This window comes from Vibrio sp. 1-1(7) (genome assembly GCF_013048485.1).
Classification (GTDB): domain Bacteria; phylum Pseudomonadota; class Gammaproteobacteria; order Enterobacterales; family Vibrionaceae; genus Vibrio; species Vibrio fujianensis.
Genome location: NZ_VHSP01000001.1, coordinates 1,235,003 through 1,260,251 on the forward strand (window position 1 = coordinate 1,235,003; position 25,249 = coordinate 1,260,251).

Below are 25,249 nucleotides of genomic sequence, written 5' to 3' on the forward strand. Positions count from 1 at the left end.
ATAGGTAACGAACAAGAAATGATAATTTTTTCATGGTTAAGGTCAAACAATAAGAAACTTGCTTTATTGTAACTGGTTATCTTGTAAATAAACGTCAAGTAACGTAAAGATCTCAGAGAAAATCATATGGATAGCTGTCATTTTACCCGCATAATCGTAGCGTAGTTAATAACTTCTGCCCAAAAAGCCAGCATTCAGTTCAAAATCATAAAAAAAGGGTTTACAGTAAGAGCGAGTTTGATAATATGCGCTCCGCAGCTAATTGATGCGTTGGGAAAACGTCGATTAACTTACGTGATGGTCAATGACTATCCGTTAAAACCCCTGGAGGGGTTCCCGAGTGGCTAAAGGGAGCAGACTGTAAATCTGCCGGCTCCGCCTTCGATGGTTCGAATCCGTCCCCCTCCACCATATTCTCTCATTAGAGAAACCCTTGATTGATGTGTTGGGAAAACCTCAGTTAAGTACGCGGTAGTATGACTGCCCGTTAAAAACCCCTGGAGGGGTTCCCGAGTGGCTAAAGGGAGCAGACTGTAAATCTGCCGGCTCCGCCTTCGATGGTTCGAATCCGTCCCCCTCCACCATATTCTCTCATTAGAGAAACCCTTGATTGATGTGTTGGGAAAACCTCAGTTAAGTACGTGGTAGTATGACTGCCCGTTAAAACCCCTTGGAGGGGTTCCCGAGTGGCTAAAGGGAGCAGACTGTAAATCTGCCGGCTCCGCCTTCGATGGTTCGAATCCGTCCCCCTCCACCATATTAGAGAAAGCCCACTCATTGAGTGGGCTTTTTTATTACCCTCCAATCAATCAGTGAATGACTTCTCACTCACAAATAAAAAGGCTTCAAGCCGATTCCGCCTTGAAGCCAATAACGCCGTAGATCGGTCAACAGACCCTATTTAATGCTCAACCAAAATAATTCGTGTTTCATAAGGACGCAGTATTTGATGAGCGTGCACTGGTTGATCTGTTGGTAACCAGTAATTTCCCAATAAATAACGCGCATTCTCTAATTGCACCCATTCAGGTAAAACACACTCCTCCTCTCCACTATAAAAGTTATTAAGGCAAAATAGAGTCTGTTTATCATCCCGTCTTTGATAAGCAAAAATGGCTGGATGATCCGGCAACAAATCAAGATAATCTCCCTGTGTGATCACGGGAACCTTTTTACGCAATTGAATTAAACGTTGGTAAAAATAAAAGACAGAACTGTTATCCGCTAAGGCTTGCTCTGCATTGATCTGCTGATAGTTTTCAGCCACGGATAACCACGGTGTCGCCTGACTAAACCCTGCATATACAGCGCTATTCCATTGCATCGGTGTTCGTGAGTTATCGCGTGACTTATCGGCTAAAATAGCCAACATGTCCTCTTTATTGACACCTTTCTGATTAACCATAATGTCATACATATTGGTGCTTTCCACATCACGATACTGCTCAATGGAAGTATAACCAGGATTCGTCATGCCCAATTCCTCCCCTTGATAAACATAGGGAGTTCCCTGCATCATATGAATGGATGCCGCTAACATTTTTGCCGATTCAACACGATACTGCTGATCATCGCCTAAACGACTCACCACTCTAGGTTGATCGTGATTACACCAGAATAAAGCTCCCCAGCCTTGGCCATTAAGCCCAGTTTGCCAGTGGTTAAAAATCTGCTTCAATTGCAAAAAATCAAATGGCGCTTTGGCCCATTTTTCACCATTTGGGTAGTCCACTTTTAAATGGTGGAAATTAAATACCATCGAAAGCTCTTTACCATCTAATGCTGAATATTGCTGACAATGCTCTAACGTGGTCGATGACATCTCGCCGACCGTTACACTACCATAGCGTTGAAAGACATCACGGCTGATTTCTTGCAAATAGTCATGAACTTTTGGGCCATCGGTATAAAATCGTCGACCATCTCCTTGTTCATCATTAGGGAAATCTTGCTGTTTAGAAATGAGATTAATGACATCAAGCCGAAAGCCATCAACGCCTTTTTGAGCCCAGAAATGAATAATATCTTTAACTTCTTGACGTACTTGAGGGTTTTCCCAATTTAAATCCGCCTGTTCTGGAGCAAAAAGATGTAGATAATACTCATGTGTTTTTTCATCCAAAGCCCAAGCACTGCCACCAAACTTCGATTGCCAATTATTGGGAACCTGACCATTAACAGGGGGATGCCAAATATAATAATCTCGGTAAGGGCTTGCTTTATCACCAATAGCCGACTGAAACCAAGCGTGTTTGGTTGACGTATGGTTAACCACAATATCCATAATGATACGAATATCGCGCTGATGGGCTTCATTGAGCAGTTGTTCAAAATCTGCCATCGAACCAAAGTCTGGATTAATGCCATAATAGTCGGCAATATCATATCCATTATCAATCATCGGTGAAGGATAAATGGGGGTAAGCCAAATCGCATCGATCCCCAACAGCTTTAAGTAATCTAACTTGCTAATAATCCCTTGTAGATCGCCCGTTCCTTTTGCACCACTATCACAAAAACTTTTCGGATAAATTTGATAAATCGTGGCCGTTTTCCACCATTCATTATCGCTATTAACTGCTCTCATCTGCTCTCTACTCACTGACTAAAAATGGAGAAAAAAGAGTGGTAATCGACCACTCTAAAATAGAATTACTCGCTTGCTGGTGCTAAATCATCTTTTAATTGCGCACGTTTATACATCAGTAAGGTCAACGCTACAGGCACAACAATGGCAACCAACATCGCCAGCAGATAGGTAACCCAGTATTGTGGCTGGATAGAAAGAATTCCTGGAAGCCCTCCCACACCAATACCATTTGCCATGACACCAGCGCTGCCACAAATTGCCGCCGCTAATGCACTGCCGATCATCGCACTCAGCATAGGAAACTTATATTTTAGGTTAATCCCGTACATTGCTGGCTCTGTAACGCCCAGATAAGCTGAAATAGCCGCGGGGATAGAAATATCTCGCTCACCCTGTTTTTTACTAATGATGATGATTCCCATCACAGCAGATGCTTGCGCAATATTTGACAACGCAATTAGCGGCCAAATGGGTGTCCCGCCGAGATCTTGCATCAGTTGTAAATCTACGGCATTGGTGGTGTGGTGAATACCGGTGATCACTAATGGCGCATACAAAAAGCCAAAAACCATGGAACCAAGTACCGCAAAATCACCCGTCATCGCTGCTTTAGCCGCGTAAGCCACCCCGTCACCAATCACACGTCCAAATGGGCCAATAAAGGCATGGGCTAAAATCACAGCCAGAATAATAGAAAGGAAAGGAACCACCACAAGATAGAGATAAGAAGGAATAATGCGTTTTAAATTCGTTTCAATAAACGCGAGCACAACACCAGCTAAAATAGCCGGAATGACCTGAGCTTGATAGCCAACTTTCTCAATCGCAAACCAACCAAAGTCCCACACCTCTGGCACCTGCGTGCCGATTAAGTAAGCATTCATCAATTGGGGGGAAACCAAAGTCACCCCAAGCGTGATCCCGAGGATCGGTGTCCCACCCAGTTTTTTTACCGTTGACCAGCACACCCCAACAGGAAGGAAGAAAAAGATGGCTTCGCCAATCAACCATAAAAAGGCATGCACACTCGCCCAAAACTGGCTAATCTCGGTCAAGGTTTGACCGTCAAACATTTTAATGTCACCAATCACATTACGAAAGCCCAGAATAAGCCCCCCGGTAATGATCGCTGGCAATAGTGGGACAAAAATTTCAGCTAAATGAGATATTCCTCTCTCAAGCACATTCATATTCTGCCGAGCGGCGAGTTTCGCATCATCTTTCGATGTTTCTGATTTCCCCGTTAACGATAATAAAATTTTATAAACTTGATCGACTTCAGTACCAATCACGACCTGAAACTGCCCAGCATTGGTAAAACACCCCTTCACCATACTTAGCGTTTCAATCTGTTTACTATCAGCCTTCGCGGTATCATTCAGTACAAACCGTAAACGTGTTAAGCAGTGACTGACACTCGCAATATTTTCGTTGCCACCAATCAGCTCAATCAGACGAGTGACGTCTTGTTTCGCTATCTTAGCCATATCCCATCCACCCCATTTGTTTTTCATTTATCATAGTTGATATTTTAATGGGAACAATCCCATTCGAATGGTCAGATACTGACATATTCGATATTAAGATAAAATGGGAACAGTCCCATAAATTGAAATGGATCACAAATGGTTCGGGGTTTATCTCAAGAACCGCTTCCTGACGAAACCTAGATAGCACCAATAAACACAAAAGCCATATTGAAAGAAAATGGCTACAATGCATAAAAAGTCCATCATTCGAAAACGAAACGTCAAAGAGAAGAAATGGGAGCGCTACTCACAAGGTGGATGCTGGTCGTTGTGTGATATGAACGCACTCAGTGCTATCGTTTGATAACTGATGAATCAGTAAGTTAGCCGCTTTTTCACCTGCCTGATGGTAGCCAGGATCAACGCTATATACATTCGGAAAGAGAAAAGAAAGAAGCTCATTACCACCAACACCAGTCACAGCAATATCATCACGTTGCCGCTCTTGTAAGCGCTTGATAACACCTAATGCCAAGGTATCACTGGCACAGACAATCGCCTGAGTGTCTTGATATAAAACGTGGTCGACCAATTGATAGGCACTTTCATGATCTAGCTCACCGGTTTGATAATTAGGCAACTTGCCGTTCGCCTCACACCAGTCGAGATAAGCCTGTAGACGCATTAACCCCGTGGTTTTATCTCGAGGATTAACGCCAATAAAGGCGATTTGCGATAGATTTTTTTGTTGGAGATAACTCAAAGCTTGATTAATAATACCTTGGTTATCATAATTGATAGAAGAAACAAATTCACAGTCCATTGCAACAAGCACAGCGCGTTTATTCCAACTCGCTAATGTCGATAAATCGATATCAGTAAAGCCAAAAACAATTACCCCATCAACATTACGCTTTGCCAACACTTGCAGGTGAGCTAACGTTTTTTGTCTGTCAAACTGGCTTTCCATAATGACCACATCATAGCCATGCTGATAAAGCACTTGCAACATACGACTGACCGCACGGTTCTCAGACGGCGAATCAAGACGAGAAATAATAACGCCAACCACTTTTTGGCTTCCACCACGCATAGATTGGGCCGATTTTGACGGCACATAGCCAGATTCAGCGATCACTTGCTCAACCCGCGCGCGCGTCTCTGGCCTCACTTTCGGATCATTGGTGAGAACTCGCGATACGGTCGATTTTCCGACACCGGAGAGTTTTGCTATATCAAGGATCGTCAGTTTTTTACTCATAACGTTCAGATAGCCGAAGATAAAGAGCGAAGATAGGCGGGTACATTCGCAATGCTATCGAGAACCGCATTGGCTAAAGTTTCACCTTGTGAAGTAATCGGTTTACCGGTGCGCACTAAAATTTTCTGTCCTACCCCAGCAGCCTCTGCGGCCATCATGTCTTCGACTTTATCACCCACCATCACCGACCTCGCCATATCAATTTTCAAAAAATCACGCGCTGAAAAAAACATGCCCGGCTTTGGTTTACGGCAGTCGCAATCTTGCTTATAGTCTCCAATCCCCTGTTCAGCATGATGTGGACAGTAGTAGACACCATCAAATTCAACCCCATTATCAACAAAGTTCCAATCCATCCACTGAGTGAGGGATAAGAAGCGATCTTCACTGAAGAGACCTCGAGCGATCCCAGACTGATTAGTCACCAGCACTAATAGATAGCCCATCTCTTTCAATTGTTGAGTCGCATCAAAAACACCATCAATAAAATGGAAATCGTGCTCATCATGCACATACCCCGTATCGAGGTTAATCACCCCATCACGGTCTAAAAACACAGCGGGTTTAGCCAAAACATTGCTCTCTAGTGACGATTTTCCAAGAATTATACTCAACTAGCACCAATATGCTAGGTTGAAAGTCTACCAGTAAAATCAAGCCCCTCTTGTTCGATACTTAACAGCATAAAAAAGTTTTAGCCGTCTAGACGTAAAAATATCTATTGACTTAAAATCACAGAACTCATAGCATCAATCGACAAGAGTGAAAGAACGCGGCATGGTTTTATGATTCAAATTAATCAAGTAAATAAAGTGTTCTATCAAGGTAATCAAGAAATTCACGCCTTGGTAGACATTAATCTCCATATTGCACAAGGCACTATCTTTGGTGTTATCGGCTCATCAGGCGCAGGCAAAAGCACCTTGATACGTTGCGTCAATATGTTGGAAAAACCAACCAGTGGTAGTGTCATTGTCGATGGTGTCGATTTAACGACACTGAACAACAGACAGCTCAGCCAAGCAAGGCGCAATATTGGGATGATTTTTCAGCACTTTAACCTGCTTTCTTCCCGAACGGTGTTTGAAAATATCGCGCTACCCCTTGAGTTAGCCGGTCATCCCTCGACACATATTGCTCGTAAAGTGACAGAATTATTGACCTTAGTAGACTTAGCAGAAAAGCGAGATACTTATCCAGCCAATTTAAGTGGTGGGCAAAAGCAACGCGTTGCAATTGCGCGCGCTTTAGCGTCTGATCCTAAAGTTTTACTTTGTGATGAAGCAACCAGTGCGCTTGATCCGGCAACAACGCAATCCATTCTTGAGCTTCTAAAAGAGATCAACCGACAATTAAATATTACGATTTTGCTGATTACCCATGAAATGGATGTAGTTAAAAACATTTGTCACGAGGTCGCCATCATCGGCGATGGACAATTAGTAGAAAAAGGTAGTGTCGGTGATATTTTTGCTTACCCCAAAACCACCTTAGCGCATCAGTTTATTCGTTCGACATTGGATCTGTCTATTCCAGACGATTACCAAGCGCGTTTACAACCACAACGAGTCACGGGCAGTTACCCTTTGGTTCGTCTCGAATTTACTGGCTCAACCGTCGATGCTCCCCTGATGTCACAGATTTCTCGCAAGTTTAATATCGATGTAAGCATCCTCAGCTCCGATCTTGACTACGCTGGCGGGGTAAAATTTGGCATGATGGTGGCAGAAATCTTTGGTGACGAACAAAATGATAGCGCCGCAATTCAATATCTCAGAGACAACAACGTAAAAGTCGAGGTGCTCGGTTATGTCCTTTAATATTATTGTAGACTGGCTGAATGCCATTAGTGCGTGGCTGAGCTTAAACAGCGACTTACTGTTAACGGCAACCTGGCAAACCATATATATGGTCGCCGTTGCTGGCTTAATTGGCTTTGCTATCGGCATTCCACTTGGCGTCGTTTTGCACCTCACTAAAAAAGGAGGGTTATTAGAAAATATACGACTCAACAAAATATTAGGTGCTATCGTCAACATTGGCCGCTCGGTACCATTTTTAGTCTTAATGGTTGCGATTATCCCGGTGACGAAACTATTAGTCGGAACCTTTATTGGCACGACTGCGGCGATCGTCCCTTTAACCATCGGCGCAATCCCTTTTGTTGCGCGTTTGATTGAAGGCGCTCTTATCGAAGTGCCCAGCGGTTTGGTTGAAGCAGCCCAAGCGATGGGGGCAACACCAATGCAGATTATCCGTAAAGTACTTCTACCTGAAGCGATGCCAACGATCTTAAATTCAGTGACCATTACCTTAGTTACCCTGGTCAGCTATTCCGCTATGGCTGGTACGGTTGGCGGTGGCGGTTTAGGCGATGTGGCAATCCGTTACGGGTTCCACCGTTATGATGTCACGATTATGGCCGTGACGGTGGTTATGCTGATCGTTTTAGTACAAATCATTCAATCCATCGGTGATTTTCTCGTGCGCCGCGTTGATCACAAATAAGTAAAATATCGTTTTATAACAAGGAGAATAGATATGAAGTTGAACTTAAAAGGGCTATTGGCTGCTACAGTAGCTGCATCAGCGCTGGTTTTGTCTGGCTGTGGTGAAAAAAATGTCGATGTCAATAGCGTCAAAGTTGGGGTCATTGCCGGTGCCGAAGCTCAAGTTGCAGAGGTTGCCGCCAAAATTGCCAAAGAAAAATATAACCTGAATGTCGAACTGGTTACCTTCACAGACTACGTTACCCCTAATGCGGCATTAGATGATGGTTCAATTGATATCAATGCATTCCAGCACAAACCTTACCTCGACAAACAAATCGCTGACCGTGGCTATAAATTGGCCATTGTTGGTAATACTTTTGTCTATCCTATCGCTGGCTATTCAAAACAGATCAAAAACATCGATGAAATAGAACAAGGAGCCCGTATTGCGGTACCGAATGACCCAACCAATCTTGGCCGATCACTCCTGTTACTTGAACAGCAGGGGTTAATCACGCTACGTGAGAACGTTGGTCTATTGGCCACGGTCCGTGACATCATCGAAAATCCCCAAGGTGTGCGCATTATGGAACTTGATGCGGCACAACTGCCTCGCGCACTGGATGATGTAACATTGGCCATTATCAATACCACTTACGCCAGCTCTATCAACTTGACTCCCGAAAAAGATGGGATTTTTGTCGAAGACAAAGAGTCACCTTATGTCAACTTGCTAGTTGCACGGCAAGATAACGTCAACGCTGAAAATGTACAGAACTTCCTCAAGGCATACCAAACCGATGAAGTCGCAAACGCAGCGTCAACCATCTTCCATGGTGGTTCAGTAAAAGGCTGGTAAACTCAACGACGCCTCAAAAACAGTCATAAGATAAACCCGAACAACTTGGCGTTGCAGGCCGACGGTAACTAAGTGAAGCCAGACACAATGTCGTCAAGCCCGACACAATATAGTTTGGCCAACCGAACGCAACCGATATCACTGCAACGTCAAGTAGCGATTATTTCCTTTTTATCTCGCCTCATTTAATGAATGAGGCAACTAACCTGTTTTAGTTTTTCAGATAATCCCACGAAATATTCGACACGATGCGACATTGATCGCACTTAAAATGGAAAATGTCATGCAAGGGTTCTTTAAGTAACCACATACCACCACATTTAGGGCAAGGACGGGCTTTTTCAGCCGCTAAACTCGTCCCTCCGACTCGATATTGGTAATAATAGGTCGGAATTTTGGTTAAATACTCAATTCTTCCTCGCAAATCCCAGCCACGACGAAATAAGTCACTCTGTATTTCACACAGCTCATCCAATGCAGCGTGTTCCGCTTTACAACCACCAGCCATTTGAATTTCATCACATGCCTGCCACTCGGTTTGCCATTTTATGACCGCTTTATGATCGCCGTTAAATGTCGCTGGATGGCGATATAAAGGAATAGGTAATAATGTTTCACCGCTACGCAATGGAGAACAAGTATGCAGATACGTGGTATAAAGCACTTGCCAACTCGGTGATACGGAATCCGCAGCTTGCTCTGAATTAATATCCCTCCCTAATAAGCGGACTTTCGGAGCAAGTAAACATGCCTCAGACAAACGTTCTAGAGAGACTTTAACAAAATCTGAATGGTATTTAGGATGCAAACTGTCTTGTTCAGGACACACCGCTCGAAGAAAAAACTCCCCTTCACCGAGTACTAATGGAAATTCACGACCAAGTACTTGGCCATTGAAACGCAATGCTTCCATTAACCCATTAACCGCTTTATCGACCGCACTGATAGTCGTATTATCAAAGCATTCAAATTCGAGCTCTACTACATAAGCCATAAAAGTTACACCGCGGGTTTAAGTTGATTTAAAAAGTCCACCACATCCATGCAAAGCACCTCTCTATGCTTACGACCTAACGTTTCTCGAATGACGTTCCCGGTTAAGTTACAAATGGAAATTACCGTCATATCATCATCGGTTGTCGCGATAAAAACGGTTGGTTTTTGTTTAAGGCGTCGTTGCATGACAAGATGACCAAGTATATTTTCTTGTAGCCTGACATAATCATCTTTATTCCAGACTTGTACTAGTGTTAATGCTTGATCTCGCCACAAAGCTGGCATATCCGCACAATATTGTGTGCCATAAAAAGGATCAATGTCAGGATGAAGGGTTAACTCCATTCCTTGTTCCACCGAAGCGAGAGACGCGATACTATTTCGTTGCTGTGCTTGCCAATAAACCTTATCGTCCTCTTGCTCTTGAATACACACGGAAGCTAACCCCACGAGGTCATGGCTACAAGGTAAAGTTTGATAGCGCTGAAAGTAGGCGTTAGAGTAACGCTGTGTAAAAGATAATAAGGCTCGGGTGACTAAATTAGTCATGCGGTTCTCCATTGCAAAGCACAGACAGCCAGTGACACCAGCGGTCATATTGCGTAAAATTCCTCATATTCTAATCGAATTGACGATAAATGATGAGCAAATATTCTGAAGCAAAAGAGCTAGCAGGACTGACGCTAGGCAAAAAAACCGATTATAGCCATCGGTATGATCCCCATTTACTGCAACCGGTGCCTCGTCGTTTAAATCGAGAACAACTCAAACTTGGTGAGTCATTACCATTCACTGGGTGTGATATCTGGACACTGTATGAGCTTTCATGGCTCAATAACAAAGGGCTGCCTCAAGTCGCTATTGGTGAGGTGATGATTCCTGCCACCAGTATCAATTTAATTGAGTCTAAATCCTTCAAGCTTTACCTCAATAGCTTAAATCAAACCCAATTTTCGTCTTGGCAAGCGGTACAGGAATGTTTAAGTCAGGATCTGTCTCAATGCGCAGGAGAGATTGTTAGCGTACAACTTTACCCTCTCGCTCACTATACACATCAACCCATTGCAACCATGCAAGGAGAATGCATTGATGAGCAAGATATAATCATTACCGATTATCAATTTAACCCGGATACATTATGCCATGCGGTCAGTTCTGAGGTTGTCGAAGAAACGCTACATAGTCATTTACTCAAATCTAACTGCTTAATTACCAATCAACCCGATTGGGGAAGTATCGAAATTACTTATCGAGGGCCACAGATACACCGGGAGGCTTTACTGCGCTATATCGTCTCATTCCGCGAACACAATGAGTTTCATGAACAATGCGTTGAACGGATTTTTACCGATATTTGTCGGTACTGTCATCCTGAACAACTCACCGTTCTAGCTCGATATACTCGCCGAGGCGGTCTGGACATTAATCCGTTCCGCTCTACCCATCATGCCACCCCAACGCATAATTTACGTATGGCTCGCCAATAAAAGGAATCGGTTTAGGATGCAATCTTTCCGCTGGATATATCGTGGTTTGGTGACGTTACTGCTTTGTCTACCTAGCTGGGCTTACGCAGCCGTTTATTCTTCTCCTATGCTAAATGAAGCCTATAGCTTAATTGACATTTCCCCGATACAAGCTAAGGCGCTCGCACAAGACTATCTTCAACAGCGAAAATTAGCCGATAAAGCAGAAAAAAATCCCGCCAGTATCAGCAGAGATGAAACCGACAGTCGCATTCGAACGCCAGGAAGCAGCATTGAGGCAATAAAAATACTGGCGAACGCTGAATTTCGTCTTGGTCATAGAGAAGCCGCTTTTGAATGGTTAGAGAATGCCAAACAGCTCGCGATTCAATATCAATTACCTTATCTCGAATTAAGTGTTGATATATTAACGGTTCGTTTACAGTGGCGTTTCGATGGCAATGCCAGTGCAGCTCGAGCCCAATTGCGAGACATTATCGCCCGATATGAATCGCTCAAGGAGAGTAGCCGCTTAACTAAAGAGATCGATTATCAAACCACCATGCTAAGGGCGGAAATTGCATCACAAGCCAACGATGTCCAATTAGCGAACCGTTTATTTCTTGAAGTAAAACCTTATATTGAGTCGTTATCTGCTCAAAAACCGATGATTGATTATCATATCGTCGTGGGGGAACATTATCTTAGGCATGAACGATATAATCTAGCACTATCCGAGTTGCTGATTGCCTATTGGAAAGCGATTGAAATTGATGCCAGCGCTCAACTGGCCAAAGCTAACACCTTACTCGCACAACTTTTTTATGAACGAAGAGTTTTTGATAAAACATTGATTCATCTTTCTCAAGCTGCAGAATTTTATGGTAATTATGAGAAATCTCCCGTTTTAGCTGCGGTACTAAAACGGATGGGTGATGTGTATTATCAACAAGGTAAATACAATTTAGCGCTCGTGCATTATTTTAATGCGATTGATCATGAAAGTAGTGACATCAATATCACCAACGTGATTGAGGTAAGGTTAAACTTAGCCGCTACTTATTTACAGTTATATAACTATCCCTTAGCAGAACAATATTTGTTCTTAGCACAAGATCTATTACAAACCCACCCGATGCCAAAACTACAAGGTCAAGCTGCTCTGCTCAATGCTGGCCTCGCCTATTCGCAACAAAATAGCCAACGCGTCATTCACTATGCTCAACAGGCACTCAATGTAGCCGAATCTTTAAGTGACTTAACCACACAGGAGCAAGCTTATCGACTGCTGTCATTAGGCTATGAACAAAAAGGACAATACGCCCAAGCATTAGACAATATCAAGCGTAGTAATTCTATTGCGCAAATTCGTCAAAATAAACTCAATCAAATTAGCGAAGATGCCTTCCGGCAACAAAAAGAATTTGCTGAACAGGCGTTGCATCTAGTTGGCCAAGAAAAGGCGTTATTGGAAACTCAGCAGGAATACAGCAAATTTCAAAAAATTGCCTTTTCACTGTTTATCATCTGTATCATTTTGTTTTTATTTTTGATGCGCCGAGGTTATGTCATCCAACGACAACAGGATGAGATTGATGAACTCAACAACAACTTATTTACTCACTCTCGTTCACGATTACCCAATTTAAGAATGCTCAATACTCAACTTCTTTCGTCATTACAACGCAGCAGTCATAATTATGAACAGTGGCATATTGGTGAATTGATCCATGAACCGCTCAATGATCGACTGCGTTTCGTCATGATCGATCTTCCCTTGCTACGTAACATGTACCTGCAATATGGCTACAGTCGTGGTGTCGAAATGGAACATGCACTAGGCGCTTTTTTGAAGACCCACTTAACCGATCCTTCTCGTCTATACCATTTTTCTGATGCCAACTTATTATATATAGAAGCCAATAGTGATCGCGCACAACCACCTGAAATGTTATTTGATAAAATTCAAACTTGGATTGAACAGTTCCAGCCCGATCAACCCCTCAACCGAACCATTCGGGTTGGCATTGCAGACTATCCATTCTTGCCACGATCATATACCGCCATTAATGATAAAGAACTATTAGACATCTTACTCATGGCGACGAGTGTCGCACGCGGATTGAGCTTAAGAGATAAAAACAGCCATTGGGTCTATTTTAAAGCTATTGATAATGCGCCAGCCGCAAGCTTTGCCTCCAATCATATCCGTAAATGTTGTCAGTTAGCGATTAATCAGGGGTTAATAAAAGTTCACTCATCTTGTAAGAATGAGGAGGACATCAAAAAACTCCTAAAAGATGAATAAATAGTGTACGGTTAATCAGCAAAGCTAGGTGACGCGAGATAATTATTTGTTATTATCGACAAATAAGTAAATAGGATCAGGGTTACAACCTCATTCATGTGTTGTTGATGGGTGTTCTAGAGATATCCAGTATCCAGTCAACTTGGGCAGTCGTTATCACGCTAGATAAATGCGTTTCGCTTTGAAAGTAGAATGAAAAGAGATGAGTTTACCTCCACTGTCTACTCTAAAGGCCATGACGTTATGCTTATCAAGCTGCGTAACGTGATAACGCTTGGCCATACAACAATAAATGCAGGTTTTCATTCTCTCTCCTTTAGCCGTACTGGAGCACATGTTGAAACCGAACTCGTTAGCAACGGAACAACAGACTGACAATCTGGATGCACAGATCAAGCATAGCCGTAATATTTTACTGCAAATTCCCGGGATACCAGTAAAAATAAAACGTGATCTTCGAGAACTCTTTAACCAATCCCATGCTCAACCAGCAGCTCAAACGACACAAGCCATTCACCTACTGAGACTTTATGAACGGGTAGTGAAAATTTTGACTCATAACTCACATACACTGAGTCAAGCATTTCCCTCGACGAGCGAGCATGCCTTACTCACTCAATTAAACAGTGAGTTACAAAATTTAATCACCGAACTGGACTTTGAGGGAGAATCAGGCGATTTACTGGCTGATATTCGAACCAAATTACTGCTTGGTGTTAATAGCGACACTTTGTTAGAACTCGCCTTACAAGTATTAAGGCTGGTTATTGACGGTACTCAATACGAACGAAAAAGCTCTGAAAAATTTTTACAGCAAGTGAATACTGCATTAATCAAAAACCTAAAAAGTGCCGGACAAAATTTACAGCAAAGCACCGAGAACTACGTTCACCGGCAAGAAATCAATCAAGAATTAAACCAGTTAGTTACTCGTGGACAGCATGAATTAAACAAACTGGAATCGCCCACGACAACAGCAGCATTGAATAGCTTATTCGGAGAAATCACATCATTATCAGAACGTCTCGATCAAGCTCAACAACGAGAGCAAGCATTAATTGAACGGATGCATTACAGCAAAAATCAAATGGAAGCCTTGTTTGAACTAACTCAAGATTATCGACGTCGCTTAGAAGATCAAGCGCAACGCTTACTGCAAGATCCACTAACTAAAGTGTACAACCGAACCGCATTTAATGATCACCTGGAACTGGAATACCGCCGCTGGATTCGTTCTCAACACCATTTACGTGTCGCTGTGCTCGATATTGATAAATTTAAAGCGATCAATGAAAGTTTTGGTTATTTAGCCGGTGATAAAGCGTTAAAAATCATCGCCAGAACGATTCATAAAGAACTAAATAAAACAGACACATTGGCACGTTTTTCAGGTGAGGAGTTTATTCTTCTGCTACCAGAGCGCAACGATAATGAATGCCATCAACTTATCCAGCAAATACAGCGCAACGTTGCTCGTTTACCATTTAAGTTCAGAGATAAACACATTACCATGACTCTCAGTGGTGCAACCTCTGCATTTAAAGAATCGGATACCCCTGAAATTGTGCTCGACCGTCTTTATCGTTCTTTGCAAGAAGTCAAAAAATATGGGCCAAATCAATTAGCATGGAAATAACCAATTCGGCTACTTTTCATACAAAGCTGACATAAGATAACAAAAGTTAGTGACTAAACTCACATCTTGTGCGGTTGAAGATTCCCCAATGCAAAGGAAGCGAACAAGATTGATAGCAATATTTCTATCGGTTACAGCGCGGCTAATTCAGGTTTCTTTTTGATGCAACAGGTCAATTTCATTCCCTGATTATGTCTGTGGTAACTTAGTTAAGGAGGTCTCGATGATCACTCAAGTTAGCCCAGCAGGCAGTATGGATTTACTGTCTCAGCTTGAAGTAGAACGACTAAAAAAAACGGCGTCCAGTGATCTCTATCAACTGTATCGTAATTGTAGTCTTGCTGTACTAAACTCCGGTAGCCATACAGATAACTCAAAAGAGTTATTGGATCAGTATAAAAACTTTGATATTACCGTCCTACGTCGTGAACGTGGGATTAAGCTTGAGCTAACCAATCCCCCTGAACAAGCGTTTGTAGATGGGCAAATCATTAAAGGCATTCAAGAACATCTGTTTGCTGTACTGCGTGATATTGTCTATGTCAACATGCACTTGTCGGATCAGCAACGATTAAATCTCACCAATGCTAGCCACATTACCAATCTTGTATTCGGAATTTTGCGTAATGCTGGTGCATTAATCCCAGGTATTGAACCCAATTTAATTGTTTGTTGGGGCGGCCATTCCATTAATGAAACTGAATATCAGTATACACGTGCTGTTGGCCATGAACTTGGGCTACGTGAACTCAATATCTGTACTGGCTGTGGCCCAGGAGCGATGGAAGGACCGATGAAGGGCGCAGCAATCGGTCATGCAAAACAGCATTACCGTCAACAACGTTACTTAGGCTTAACGGAGCCTTCCATTATCGCTGCTGAACCACCGAATCCAATCGTAAATGAATTGATCATTATGCCGGATATTGAAAAACGTTTAGAAGCGTTCGCACGCATGGCACACGGTATTATTATTTTCCCAGGTGGTCCAGGCACCGCGGAAGAACTGCTATATATTTTAGGCATAATGATGCACCCAGAAAATACTGAGCAGCCGATGCCTATCGTTCTCACTGGTGCCAAAGAGAGTGAAGCTTACTTTCAATCTATTGATCAATTTATTGCGGCCACACTCGGAGAAGAGGCAAGAAAACACTATACCATTGTGATTGATGATCCCGCTCAAGCTGCGCGTATTATGAAAGAAGCAATGCCCTTGGTGCGACAACACCGTCGAGATCATGATGATGCTTATAGTTTTAACTGGTCGCTTAAAATTGAACCTGAATTTCAACTACCTTTTGAACCAAGCCATGACAATATGGCAAGCTTAGACTTACATCTCAACCAACGCCCTGAAGTACTGGCGGCAAATTTACGCCAAGCTTTCTCCGGTATAGTAGCGGGTAACGTTAAAGCGGAAGGGATTCGTGAAATAGAGCGTAAAGGGCCATTTGAACTGCATGGCGATCCGATGCTAATGAAGAAAATGGATAAATTGCTTGCTGATTTTGTACAGCAACATCGAATGAAATTACCTGGGGGCACCGCTTATGAACCTTGTTATCGTATTACCACTTAAGCGCTGACACCGGCAAATAAAACAACAGGGATAGTCATCTCATTTTATTTCATTACAATAAGGGCTTATCAGCCCTTATTATTTGTGATTATGTCTCTCCATCTTGTGATAATTGATGCATTAAACCTCATTCGTCGCGTGCACTCAGCGCAACCCGATCCCACGGATATCATGCGAACAGCGACGACCACGTGCCGAACACTGCAGCGTATCATTGATGAATCAACACCGACCCATATCATCGCTGTCTTTGATCACCACTTACAAGACAGGGGATGGCGAGCCCAGTTGCTACCAACCTATAAACAAGGGCGCAAGCCGATGCCAACACCACTGCAAGAAGGTTTAGACACCATTCAACAAGCGTGGTGGGAGTTAGGGATTGACTCATTACTCTCTGATGGGGACGAAGCTGATGATTTAGTGGCGACGCTCGCCTGCAAAGTCGCTCGTCATCAAGAAAAAGTGACTATCATTTCCACCGATAAAGGCTATTGCCAACTCCTGTCACCTACATTACAAATTCGAGACTACTTTCAACAACGTTGGCTTGACGTTCCATTTATTGACAACGAATTTGGTGTGCGGCCAACTCAACTGGCAGATTTCTGGGGATTAACTGGGATAAGTTCGAGCCAAGTACCTGGCGTTACCGGGATTGGCCCTAAAGCTGCTAGGGCTATTCTACAACAATTTGCAACCATTGAAGAGGCTTATGCCAGCGACCAACTCGCAGATAAATATCGAAAAAAGCTGGATGAACAAATAGAAATGGCCAGAATATGCAAGCAAGTTGCCCAGCTCAAAACCGATATTGAGCTAGGATTTAACTTGCAAGATATTCGTTTTCAACCCTGAACACGTAAGCTCGACAACAAGAATTAGTAAGGGGTGATATTCGATAACGTTTGCACGTGTACGGTGATCTCTTCTCTATCATGATACAGATGCTTAGCCTGCAACCTAAACTTTACTTGATGCTCTTTAAGAAATAACTTTAAGTTTTCAATATCTTCTAAGACTTCATCATAGCGGCCTTTCATCGGCAATTTAAGATTAAATATTGCCTCTTTGGCCCAACCACTAATAAGCCACTCCCCCATTAATTGGGCAACGCGGGAAGGCTTTTCAATCATATCACAGACTAACCAAGTGACATTTTTTCGAGGGGGCTCAAATTTAAAGCCATCTTGCATATGATGTTTTACTTGGCCAGTTTCCATCAAGCTATCAGCCATCATACCGTTATCGACCGCATGAACAAACATAGACCGTTTCACCAATTGATAAGTCCATCCTCCTGGACACGCGCCGAGATCGACCGCCCACATCCCTGATGCTAAACGGGTATCCCACTCCTCTTTGGGAATAAAAACGTGGAACGCTTCTTCCAATTTTAAGGTTGAACGACTTGGTGCATCAGCAGGAAACTTTAAGCGCGGGATCCCCATAAAAAAAGGCGAATTATTCTGGCTGTCAGAATAGCCCATGTAACAGTGCCCAGGAGCGATAAAACAGACATGGAATACGGGTTTCTTAGCGTTATCTTTAGCCAATAAAAATCCTTTTCCACGTAAGGCTTGACGCAAAGGAACCGTAAATTTTCGGCAGAATTTCAATAACGCTTTCGCTTCATTAGTGTCTGGCGTTTCAATCCGAATATCCCCGCACCGAGGTAGCGACTCAATGGCTGACAGCTGTGAAACAATAGGAGAAATTCGGTCATCTTTTGGCAAATCGACAAACTCAGCAACCACTGCAAACATTTGTCGCGCAAAAATAAGCGCCTGAAAGTCGATCTGCTTAATCAATTTATCGGCATCTTCCGCTTGATAACATTCAAACAGAACATACCCAGTGTTATGTTTTAAACGAGGAAAGCCATAGACTGCCAGTTGGCTCGCTTTATCCTGAATTTCACCAGCACACTCTTTTTCAAAACCAGCACGGCAGTAGAGCATTACGTGTTTCACCGCTTCACCTCTTTCATATTCATAGCAGCTAGGATAAAGATTCCCCAGCCAAATAAAAACAACACCCCACCCAATGGGGTAATCGGACCAAACCACTTTGCGCCCGTCAAGGCTAACGCATAAAGGCTACCGCTAAAGCAAAGGATGCCGATAATAAAGCAAATTGCTGCTCGGCTAAAATGTTTTCGAGCTTTATCGTGCAAAGGCAATTGCAATAAAACGCCACACATCAATAAAGCAGCACCATGAATAAATTGATAATTCACTCCCGTTTGAAACACCGATAATAAATGGGTCGAAAGTTGCGCCTTCAGTGCATGAGCGGCAAAAGCACCCAAAGCGACCGCTACACCAGAAAAAAAAACCACCAATGATAAGTAAAAACTGACTCCTCATCATAAACCTCGCTAATAAACTGAGCGAATCACTCAATGATAAACGCTCGGAAAAGACAATCTCACTCACGAGAAGTCGTCACTTCTTCTAAGATCACTTCTTGCTCACGGCGTGCTTTATTAAGCATCCAGTCACGAAAGGTTGCGATACGTCCCATATCCGCCTGTTTTTCATGACAAACGACATAAAAGGCATTTTTAGTCATGAGCACTTGATCAAAAGGGGCAACCAACCGCCCTGATTCTAATTCTGGCTGAGCAAGCACATTATTACCCAAGGCGACACCTTGTCCATGCACCGCGGCTTGTAATACCATCGTTGAATGACTAAAGATAGGCCCATGATTGACATTCACGGACTCCAAACCATTTTCTTTAGCAAACTGTTTCCAGTCTTTACGAGAGGTGTCATGCAGTAAAGTATGCTGTGCTAAATCGCTCAAAGTCGCTAATGGTTTACTGCCCAATAATAAAGCGGGGGAACAAAGTGGTATTAAAAATTCCTGGTAAAGTTTATCAGCACGCAGCCCAGGCCAATTACCGCGCCCGTAGTAAATAGCGACATCAACGTCATCAGTTAACGACCCTTCTTCCATGTCCACCGCTTTGATTCGAACATCAATATCTGGCTCTTGTTGATTAAAATCAGCTAAACGAGGCACCAGCCATTGAATGGCAAAGCTAGGCGGTAAACTTATGGTTAAAGCCCCTTTTTCACTGCGTTCTAATAACTTATCCGTTGCTTCCGCAAGTGAGCCAAAAATATCTTTAATATCGAGAAAATAGCTTTGCCCTTCTTCAGTTAGTAACAAAGAACGATTACGGCGTCGAAAAAGTTTTAAGCCAAGGAACTCTTCCAACGCTTTGATTTGATGGCTAACAGCAGCCTGAGTCACAAAAAGTTCTTCGGCTGCACGAGTAAAGCTCAAGTGACGCGCGGCCGCTTCAAACACTTTTAACGAGTTTAGCGGGGGTAATCTTCTGGACATGGTAACCCTCTATAGTAGATTAGTTTTTTTAATCTGAAACATTATAAATTGTCCATTGCTAACCAGCCAGAGAAAATCTATATTTCACCCCGTAGCGCAAGCCTGAACGGCTTGATTCTCTCGAGAATCAATAGGCTTTGTTGTTACGATGTTGTGTTTGCAAACTCGGAATTCGAGTTAGGTAGTTTCTACCATCCTGTTTTGTGCAGTTATCCCCTGCCACAAAACATATACTTCCTGTATTTATTTTTGACCTGTCTGTCAAATATTTAGCACCGCTTTAAAGCGGTGTTTTTTTATGTGGGAAAGAAAAGTCAGTGTAAGAAGAGATAGAGAATAACTCAGCCTAACCATTTGGCTAGGCCTTAGAGTTAAACGACGTTACGGACGATAAACTTTTACATTATGAAAACCTTGTTCTTGTAAATACAACGCTTGTAATCGACTCATCACACCTCGTTCGCAATACAATAAATAAGTCTTAGTTTGATCAAGATCACCAAACTGTGTTGCCAGTTTATAAAAAGGCAAGTGCATTACTACCACACCATCGATACGTAATGGTTTGTCTTCTTCTTCATCCGGACTCCGAATATCGAGTACAACCGCATCGTTTTGTACAGCGTCAACTTGCTCTACTTCCAACGCTTGTTGCTGACTTTCTTTCTCAATATCACGGATATCCATTTGACGAGCGTTATAAACCACTTGCTCAAGAATAGAAAAGTCGAACTTCGCTTCTTCTTGTTCTAATTTAGCTTTTACTGCCTTAACGGTTGGGCTTTTGGAAATCACACCACAATATTCTGGCATGGTTTTCGCAAAATCTTCTGTCCCGATCTCACGCGCCAGATCAATAATATCGCCTTTATCCCAGTTAATGAGCGGACGTAAAATCAGAGTATCTGTTACCCCATCAATATGACGTAGGTTGGTCAACGTTTGGCTTGATACCTGTCCTAATGCTTCCCCCGTGACCAGCGCTTGAATTCCCAGTTTTTCAGCAATCATCCCGGCGGCACGCATAAACATTCGCTTAAGGATGACTCCCATCTGGCCATCCTCGATCTTTTCTAAAATCTCCGCCACAACTGGTTCAAAATCAACCGATATAAAACGCACTTTGGCAGAGGAGCCATATTTATTCCATAAATAGTGCGCCACCTGTTTTACTCCAACTTCATGGGCAGGCCCACCTAGATTAAAGAAACAGTAATGGACTTTAGAGCCTCGTTTAATGTGAAGATAACTAGAGACACCGGAATCAAATCCACCAGAGATGAGACTCAATACATCTTCTTGAGTGCCCAGAGGAAATCCCCCCAGTCCTTTATAACGAGTAATCACTTGATTGAGTAAATCATCAGCTACTTCTATCTGAATGGTAACCTCTGGTTTTTTTAGCTTAACCTTGGCCGATTCCACAGCTTGGTTTAAACCACCACCAACATAACGTTCAAGCTCGATCGAAGAAAAATCATGCTCTCCTCGACGCTTTGCTCGCACAACAAAGGTTTTATTTTCAATCAGATGACCGCTTTGTGCTAAGACTTGTAAATAAATATCATGTATATCTTTAAAGTGTGACTGTTTGACCTCTAAAACTTGTTGGATGCCCGGCGTGGTGGTTAATACCTCCAACGTTTGTGCGTAGAAATCATCGTTATTCGCTGTGACTTCAATATGGTCGCGACGATTCAGCACGACCACCCCTTCGGTTCGCCGCTTAATAATGTTGCGAATATTAGTTTCAAGAATCTTAGTAAAACGCTTACGGACAGATTCACTTTTAACAAAAATTTCAGGATGGGGCTTAACGATAAATTTCATAGGGTGATTCGCAATCAGGATTTGGACAACATTAGCGCGCAGTGTCTGGATACACTCCATCACTGGCGTTACTAAAGGGGGCGGATTATACACGATCTAGGCTTAGAGAGAAAAGAATAGAAAACAGGCAAGCCACTCAGCTTGCCCGCAACCAATAAAAGGGGTCGCACAACACTTACGATTGAGGAAGCGAAGGAACTTCTTCACTGTACAAAGGCTTACCTTGCATAATGCTAATTTCCACTCGGCGATTACGAGAACGCTGAGCTTCAGTATCATTAGGGCCAACCGGAGCCGTATCTGCTAAGCCTTGAACTTTTAATCGCATATGATCAAACCCTTGTACGTTTTCCATTTCTTGCGCAACAGAAACAGCCCGCTGGGCAGACAAGTCCCAATTAGAGCGATAGAGTTCTGATTCTAAACGTTGATTATCTGTATGGCCGGAGACTTGCACAATGCCAGGTACATCTTTGACTAACTCCGCAATCTGCCGGACTAAAGGACGAAATTTAGGCTGTAAAAACGCAGATCCTTCAGGGAATGCCCCACGTTCACGAATGCGGATGACAATTTGCTGACCGAGATTTTCTACTTCGACCGCTCCTTGCTCAATTTCTCTTTGTAAGGCTTTTTTGATATTTTCAGAAATAATTTCTAACTCTTCAGCCATTACTTCTTGAGACTGCTGCGCTTGCTGTTGTTGCTGGTCCAAATCACTATCTTGGTTACTTTGGGTAGAAGTTTCCGGTGTTTCGCCGCCCGTTAATTGACCGTAATCCCGCTGTGTTCCGCCAGCACGATCAGAATCCCCCTCGTGAAACTCTAAGGTTTGCTGAGTAATATCAATCGTTTGTTGCATAATGATATCGATCGGTGTGGGTTCTGGCCGGCCTGGACGAAACTCTTGCGCAATAACACTGGTACCTTTCGGGATATCTTTCACTTCCAATCGGTTTTGTACCCCAAATGCAAACTTCATTGAGCCAGCAATTTGCTTAAATTTCAGTACATCCATTTCAGAAAAAGAAAGCAGTAGTACGAAAAAGCACAGTAGCAGTGACATCAAATCAGCAAAGGTTCCTAACCACGCAGGAGCGCCAGGTGGTGGACATTTACATTTTTGCTCATCCATTATTCACTCCGCTTATTCGTTATCGACATCAAGCGAGCGTTTACTTTCATTTAAGTAATTTTTCAAATAACCATCAATGACCCGCGGGTTTTGACCGTCTTGAATCGCCAGCACACCATCCATAATAAGCCGACGGTTTAATGTTTCTTGTCCACGACGTAAGGCCAACTTATCAGAGATAGGAAAGAAGATCATATTGGCCATGATCGCGCCATATAATGTCGTTAATAAAGCCACCGCCATTGCCGGACCAATTGATTTGGGATCATCCATGTTAGAAAGCATGGCAACCAAGCCAATCAAGGTCCCGATCATGCCCATTGCTGGGGCAACATCACCAAATGCGCGAAACACGCCTGTTCCCATTTCATGTCGTTCATCGGTGAGCATAATATCTTTTTGTAATGCCGCACGAACCACATCAGCATCATGCCCATCGACTAATAAATCGATCCCTTTTTGCATAAATGAATTGGAAATTTCCATTTCTTCCAACGCTAAAAATCCACCTTTACGAGCAGCATCTGCCATTTCCACAATTTTGGCGATCAGTTCTTCTGGATCTTCAATTTTAAACATAAAGGCTTTAGCGGCAATTTTAGCTGCACCAAAAAACTGCCCAGCCGTAAATTTGATTAAGACAACAAACGTTGTTCCCCCAATAACAATCAGGATCGAAGTGACATCAACGAACATGATCAGGCTGCCACCCACAAACATTGCCATAACGACGAAAGCTAAGCCACCAATCAGGCCTATCAGCGTTGCTAAATCCACGAAGCGCTCCTCATGCTTGTCATTCGCGTTTTTCTGATTACTCTCTTTATCGGCGAAGGAGTAAAATCTTTAACTAAATTATCGGTAAGTTTATACTTAAAGTCTGTTATCCCCAAGTGAGCATAACAATTCCATCATTTTTTACCTATTTTTCTTTTTTACGTGTGATCGCACAGTGGTGACAATACCCAAATGGGATCGATATACTCAATCGCTTACTGTGGACAAAAACGGTTTTAAAAAGAAAAAGTGCGCCACTTCTACCGATTTACTTGGTTAAATTTGACCATTTCCACGCCCTAGGGTAACTTTCGTGCATCTTTTCTAAGGCAAAATGATTATGGCGAGTAAAAAACCTGAAAATATGTCCTTTGAGGCGACCATTGAAGAGCTAGATAATCTCGTTGAACAGCTAGAAAGTGGTGACATTGCATTAGATGAAGCCCTAAAAAAATTTGAGCGCGGTATTGCACTTGCCCGTAGTGGCCAGACAAAGCTCGACGAAGCAGAACAGCGGGTAAGTATTTTGCTCCGTAACAGTGACGATGCACCACTGACTGATTTTACTGACTTGCCTGAATAACTAAAATTTGATGAGTGTTCTATGATTGAGGCGCTTTCTTCTCTTCAGCAGAGAAACAACCAGCAACTGGATAAATGGTTAAATCGTTTACCCTACCAACATCTTCCTTTGATCGAAGCGATGCGTTATGGCCTATTGCTCGGAGGTAAGCGGGCCAGACCTTATCTGGTGTATATCACTGGACAGATGCTAGGTCGTGAATTATCCGATTTAGATACCCCCGCTTGCGCCGTGGAATGCATCCATGCTTATTCACTCATTCATGACGACTTACCCGCCATGGATGATGATGAACTGCGTCGAGGTCAAGCCACTTGTCATATTAAATTCGATGAATCGACGGCAATTTTAACTGGTGACGCATTACAAACATTGGCTTTTACCATTTTATCTGAAGGGCCTCTTGCGACTTTAGCCGAAAGTCATCGTATTAAAATGATTCAAATTCTGGCTCAAGCATCCGGAGCACAAGGCATGTGTTTGGGTCAAGCATTAGATTTAGCGGCAGAAAATCAGCATATCAGTTTACAAAATCTAGAAGCGATTCATCATCATAAAACTGGAGCCTTAATGCGCTGTGCGGTCCAAATGGGAGCATTGGCTGCAGGTCAAGCCGGATTAGAGGTCTTACCGCAGTTAGATCGCTATGCTGCTGCAATTGGCCTCGCCTTTCAAGTACAAGATGATATTTTAGATATCATCAGTGATACACAAACGCTAGGGAAACCGCAAGGCTCCGATCAACAATTGAATAAAAGTACCTATCCTGCTTTACTGGGATTACAAGGTGCCATCAATAAAGCTCAGGCTCTGTTTGAAGAAGCGCTCGAAGCGTTACGGACAATTCCTTATAATACCGAGCACCTTGAAGCGTTCGCCCGATACGTCATCGAGCGCAAAAACTAACA

At 42.9% G+C, this 25,249-nt stretch carries 22 protein-coding genes and 3 tRNA genes; 13 read left to right on the forward strand and 12 right to left on the reverse strand.

Annotated features, from left to right (window positions below; genetic code table 11):
* Nucleotides 1-326: 326 nt before the first annotated feature.
* The 3 genes from FKN05_RS05680 (at nt 327) to FKN05_RS05690 (ending at nt 757) form a co-directional block, all read left to right on the forward strand.
* Nucleotides 327-411, forward strand: a tRNA-Tyr gene (locus FKN05_RS05680).
* A gap of 88 nt (nt 412-499) precedes the next feature.
* A tRNA-Tyr gene (locus FKN05_RS05685) sits at nt 500-584 on the forward strand.
* An 88-nt stretch (nt 585-672) separates the two neighbouring features.
* A tRNA-Tyr gene (locus tag FKN05_RS05690) sits at nt 673-757 on the forward strand.
* 144 nt (nt 758-901) lie between these two features.
* Here FKN05_RS05690 and treC read toward each other — a convergent pair.
* The 4 genes from treC to gmhB all read right to left on the reverse strand — a co-directional run bounded on the left by treC (nt 902) and on the right by gmhB (nt 5,892).
* Nucleotides 902-2,587 carry an alpha,alpha-phosphotrehalase gene (gene treC / locus FKN05_RS05695; protein WP_170887065.1) on the reverse strand — a complete coding sequence of 562 codons (1,686 nt, stop codon included), beginning with the start codon at nt 2,585-2,587 and terminating at the stop codon, nt 902-904.
* Between the two features lie 65 nt (nt 2,588-2,652).
* The gene (gene treB, locus FKN05_RS05700) at nt 2,653-4,077 is read right to left on the reverse strand and encodes a PTS trehalose transporter subunit IIBC (protein WP_099612015.1); all 1,425 of its coding nucleotides are present in this window, start codon (nt 4,075-4,077) and stop codon (nt 2,653-2,655) included.
* Between the two features lie 289 nt (nt 4,078-4,366).
* Complete coding sequence (gene treR, locus FKN05_RS05705; RefSeq protein ID WP_161428102.1) at nt 4,367-5,320, reverse strand: trehalose operon repressor TreR; 954 nt, start codon at nt 5,318-5,320, stop codon at nt 4,367-4,369.
* A 5-nt stretch (nt 5,321-5,325) separates the two neighbouring features.
* Complete coding sequence (gene gmhB / locus FKN05_RS05710; RefSeq protein ID WP_161428107.1) at nt 5,326-5,892, reverse strand: D-glycero-beta-D-manno-heptose 1,7-bisphosphate 7-phosphatase; 567 nt, start codon at nt 5,890-5,892, stop codon at nt 5,326-5,328.
* 213 nt (nt 5,893-6,105) lie between these two features.
* Here gmhB and metN point away from each other — a divergent pair, with 213 nt between their 5' ends.
* The 3 genes from metN to metQ are packed head-to-tail and all read left to right on the forward strand — an operon-like array spanning nt 6,106 to nt 8,671.
* Nucleotides 6,106-7,140: a methionine ABC transporter ATP-binding protein MetN gene (gene metN, locus FKN05_RS05715; RefSeq protein WP_170887066.1), complete on the forward strand. Its 1,035-nt coding sequence runs from the start codon at nt 6,106-6,108 to the stop codon at nt 7,138-7,140.
* Entirely contained in the window at nt 7,130-7,828 is a 699-nt protein-coding gene (locus tag FKN05_RS05720) for a methionine ABC transporter permease (protein ID WP_161428100.1), read from the forward strand. Before metN ends, FKN05_RS05720 begins: the two co-directional genes overlap by 11 nt.
* A gap of 33 nt (nt 7,829-7,861) precedes the next feature.
* A complete protein-coding gene (metQ, locus tag FKN05_RS05725) occupies nt 7,862-8,671 on the forward strand; it encodes a MetQ/NlpA family lipoprotein (protein WP_170887067.1) in 810 nt (269 codons plus the stop codon).
* A gap of 211 nt (nt 8,672-8,882) precedes the next feature.
* Here metQ and FKN05_RS05730 read toward each other — a convergent pair whose 3' ends face one another.
* The gene (locus FKN05_RS05730) at nt 8,883-9,665 is read right to left on the reverse strand and encodes a Zn-ribbon-containing protein (protein ID WP_099612012.1); all 783 of its coding nucleotides are present in this window, start codon (nt 9,663-9,665) and stop codon (nt 8,883-8,885) included.
* A gap of 5 nt (nt 9,666-9,670) precedes the next feature.
* On the reverse strand, nt 9,671-10,216 hold the full coding sequence (syd, locus tag FKN05_RS05735; RefSeq protein WP_170887068.1) for a SecY-interacting protein: 546 nt from the start codon (nt 10,214-10,216) through the stop codon (nt 9,671-9,673).
* 92 nt (nt 10,217-10,308) lie between these two features.
* Between syd and queF the strand changes: the two genes are divergently transcribed.
* From queF to xni, 5 genes are all read left to right on the forward strand, one after another.
* Nucleotides 10,309-11,154, forward strand: a complete 846-nt coding sequence (gene queF, locus FKN05_RS05740; RefSeq protein WP_099612048.1) for an NADPH-dependent 7-cyano-7-deazaguanine reductase QueF — start codon at nt 10,309-10,311, stop codon at nt 11,152-11,154.
* A 16-nt stretch (nt 11,155-11,170) separates the two neighbouring features.
* Nucleotides 11,171-13,441, forward strand: a complete 2,271-nt coding sequence (locus FKN05_RS05745; protein WP_099612010.1) for a tetratricopeptide repeat protein — start codon at nt 11,171-11,173, stop codon at nt 13,439-13,441.
* A gap of 292 nt (nt 13,442-13,733) precedes the next feature.
* Nucleotides 13,734-15,077: a GGDEF domain-containing protein gene (locus tag FKN05_RS05750; protein ID WP_249339270.1), complete on the forward strand. Its 1,344-nt coding sequence runs from the start codon at nt 13,734-13,736 to the stop codon at nt 15,075-15,077.
* A gap of 223 nt (nt 15,078-15,300) precedes the next feature.
* On the forward strand, nt 15,301-16,659 hold the full coding sequence (gene ppnN, locus FKN05_RS05755) for a nucleotide 5'-monophosphate nucleosidase PpnN (RefSeq protein WP_161428098.1): 1,359 nt from the start codon (nt 15,301-15,303) through the stop codon (nt 16,657-16,659).
* 90 nt (nt 16,660-16,749) lie between these two features.
* Nucleotides 16,750-17,517, forward strand: a complete 768-nt coding sequence (gene xni / locus FKN05_RS05760; protein ID WP_099612009.1) for a flap endonuclease Xni — start codon at nt 16,750-16,752, stop codon at nt 17,515-17,517.
* Between the two features lie 23 nt (nt 17,518-17,540).
* On the opposite strand, the gene rlmM is transcribed toward xni, so the two are convergent.
* The 6 genes from rlmM to pomA form a co-directional block, all read right to left on the reverse strand.
* Entirely contained in the window at nt 17,541-18,632 is a 1,092-nt protein-coding gene (gene rlmM / locus FKN05_RS05765; RefSeq protein ID WP_099612008.1) for a 23S rRNA (cytidine(2498)-2'-O)-methyltransferase RlmM, read from the reverse strand.
* Nucleotides 18,629-19,000, reverse strand: a complete 372-nt coding sequence (locus FKN05_RS05770; protein WP_346656357.1) for a DUF423 domain-containing protein — start codon at nt 18,998-19,000, stop codon at nt 18,629-18,631. The genes rlmM and FKN05_RS05770 overlap by 4 nt, the downstream gene beginning before the upstream one ends.
* 89 nt (nt 19,001-19,089) lie before the next feature.
* Nucleotides 19,090-20,016 (reverse strand): transcriptional regulator GcvA, encoded by a 927-nt coding sequence (gene gcvA, locus FKN05_RS05775; RefSeq protein WP_099612007.1) that lies wholly within the window; start codon nt 20,014-20,016, stop codon nt 19,090-19,092.
* A 381-nt stretch (nt 20,017-20,397) separates the two neighbouring features.
* A complete protein-coding gene (gene thiI, locus FKN05_RS05780; protein WP_099612006.1) occupies nt 20,398-21,846 on the reverse strand; it encodes a tRNA uracil 4-sulfurtransferase ThiI in 1,449 nt (482 codons plus the stop codon).
* 175 nt (nt 21,847-22,021) lie between these two features.
* Nucleotides 22,022-22,981 carry a flagellar motor protein MotB gene (locus tag FKN05_RS05785; RefSeq protein WP_202597781.1) on the reverse strand — a complete coding sequence of 320 codons (960 nt, stop codon included), beginning with the start codon at nt 22,979-22,981 and terminating at the stop codon, nt 22,022-22,024.
* A 12-nt stretch (nt 22,982-22,993) separates the two neighbouring features.
* On the reverse strand, nt 22,994-23,758 hold the full coding sequence (gene pomA / locus FKN05_RS05790) for a flagellar motor protein PomA (protein WP_099612004.1): 765 nt from the start codon (nt 23,756-23,758) through the stop codon (nt 22,994-22,996).
* 340 nt (nt 23,759-24,098) lie between these two features.
* On the opposite strand from pomA, the gene xseB reads away from it, so the two are divergent.
* Both xseB and ispA read left to right on the forward strand, forming a co-directional pair.
* Nucleotides 24,099-24,341: an exodeoxyribonuclease VII small subunit gene (gene xseB, locus FKN05_RS05795; RefSeq protein ID WP_099612003.1), complete on the forward strand. Its 243-nt coding sequence runs from the start codon at nt 24,099-24,101 to the stop codon at nt 24,339-24,341.
* A gap of 21 nt (nt 24,342-24,362) precedes the next feature.
* Complete coding sequence (ispA, locus tag FKN05_RS05800) at nt 24,363-25,247, forward strand: (2E,6E)-farnesyl diphosphate synthase (RefSeq protein WP_099612002.1); 885 nt, start codon at nt 24,363-24,365, stop codon at nt 25,245-25,247.
* The last annotated feature ends 2 nt before the right edge of the window (nt 25,248-25,249 follow it).

Coding starts and splice junctions, on each gene's coding strand:
- xseB (WP_099612003.1), top strand. CDS start 24,099: ATGGCGAGTAAAAAACCTGAAAATATGTCCTTTGAGGCGACCATTGAA.
- ispA (WP_099612002.1), top strand. CDS start 24,363: ATGATTGAGGCGCTTTCTTCTCTTCAGCAGAGAAACAACCAGCAACTG.
- gcvA (WP_099612007.1), bottom strand. CDS start 20,016: ATGTCCAGAAGATTACCCCCGCTAAACTCGTTAAAAGTGTTTGAAGCG.
- thiI (WP_099612006.1), bottom strand. CDS start 21,846: ATGAAATTTATCGTTAAGCCCCATCCTGAAATTTTTGTTAAAAGTGAA.
- FKN05_RS05730 (WP_099612012.1), bottom strand. CDS start 9,665: ATGGCTTATGTAGTAGAGCTCGAATTTGAATGCTTTGATAATACGACT.
- xni (WP_099612009.1), top strand. CDS start 16,750: ATGTCTCTCCATCTTGTGATAATTGATGCATTAAACCTCATTCGTCGC.
- syd (WP_170887068.1), bottom strand. CDS start 10,216: ATGACTAATTTAGTCACCCGAGCCTTATTATCTTTTACACAGCGTTAC.
- treB (WP_099612015.1), bottom strand. CDS start 4,077: ATGGCTAAGATAGCGAAACAAGACGTCACTCGTCTGATTGAGCTGATT.
- FKN05_RS05750 (WP_249339270.1), top strand. CDS start 13,734: ATGCAGGTTTTCATTCTCTCTCCTTTAGCCGTACTGGAGCACATGTTG.
- FKN05_RS05745 (WP_099612010.1), top strand. CDS start 11,171: ATGCAATCTTTCCGCTGGATATATCGTGGTTTGGTGACGTTACTGCTT.
- ppnN (WP_161428098.1), top strand. CDS start 15,301: ATGATCACTCAAGTTAGCCCAGCAGGCAGTATGGATTTACTGTCTCAG.
- metQ (WP_170887067.1), top strand. CDS start 7,862: ATGAAGTTGAACTTAAAAGGGCTATTGGCTGCTACAGTAGCTGCATCA.
- FKN05_RS05720 (WP_161428100.1), top strand. CDS start 7,130: ATGTCCTTTAATATTATTGTAGACTGGCTGAATGCCATTAGTGCGTGG.
- queF (WP_099612048.1), top strand. CDS start 10,309: ATGAGCAAATATTCTGAAGCAAAAGAGCTAGCAGGACTGACGCTAGGC.
- treC (WP_170887065.1), bottom strand. CDS start 2,587: ATGAGAGCAGTTAATAGCGATAATGAATGGTGGAAAACGGCCACGATT.
- treR (WP_161428102.1), bottom strand. CDS start 5,320: ATGAGTAAAAAACTGACGATCCTTGATATAGCAAAACTCTCCGGTGTC.
- metN (WP_170887066.1), top strand. CDS start 6,106: ATGATTCAAATTAATCAAGTAAATAAAGTGTTCTATCAAGGTAATCAA.
- FKN05_RS05785 (WP_202597781.1), bottom strand. CDS start 22,981: ATGGATGAGCAAAAATGTAAATGTCCACCACCTGGCGCTCCTGCGTGG.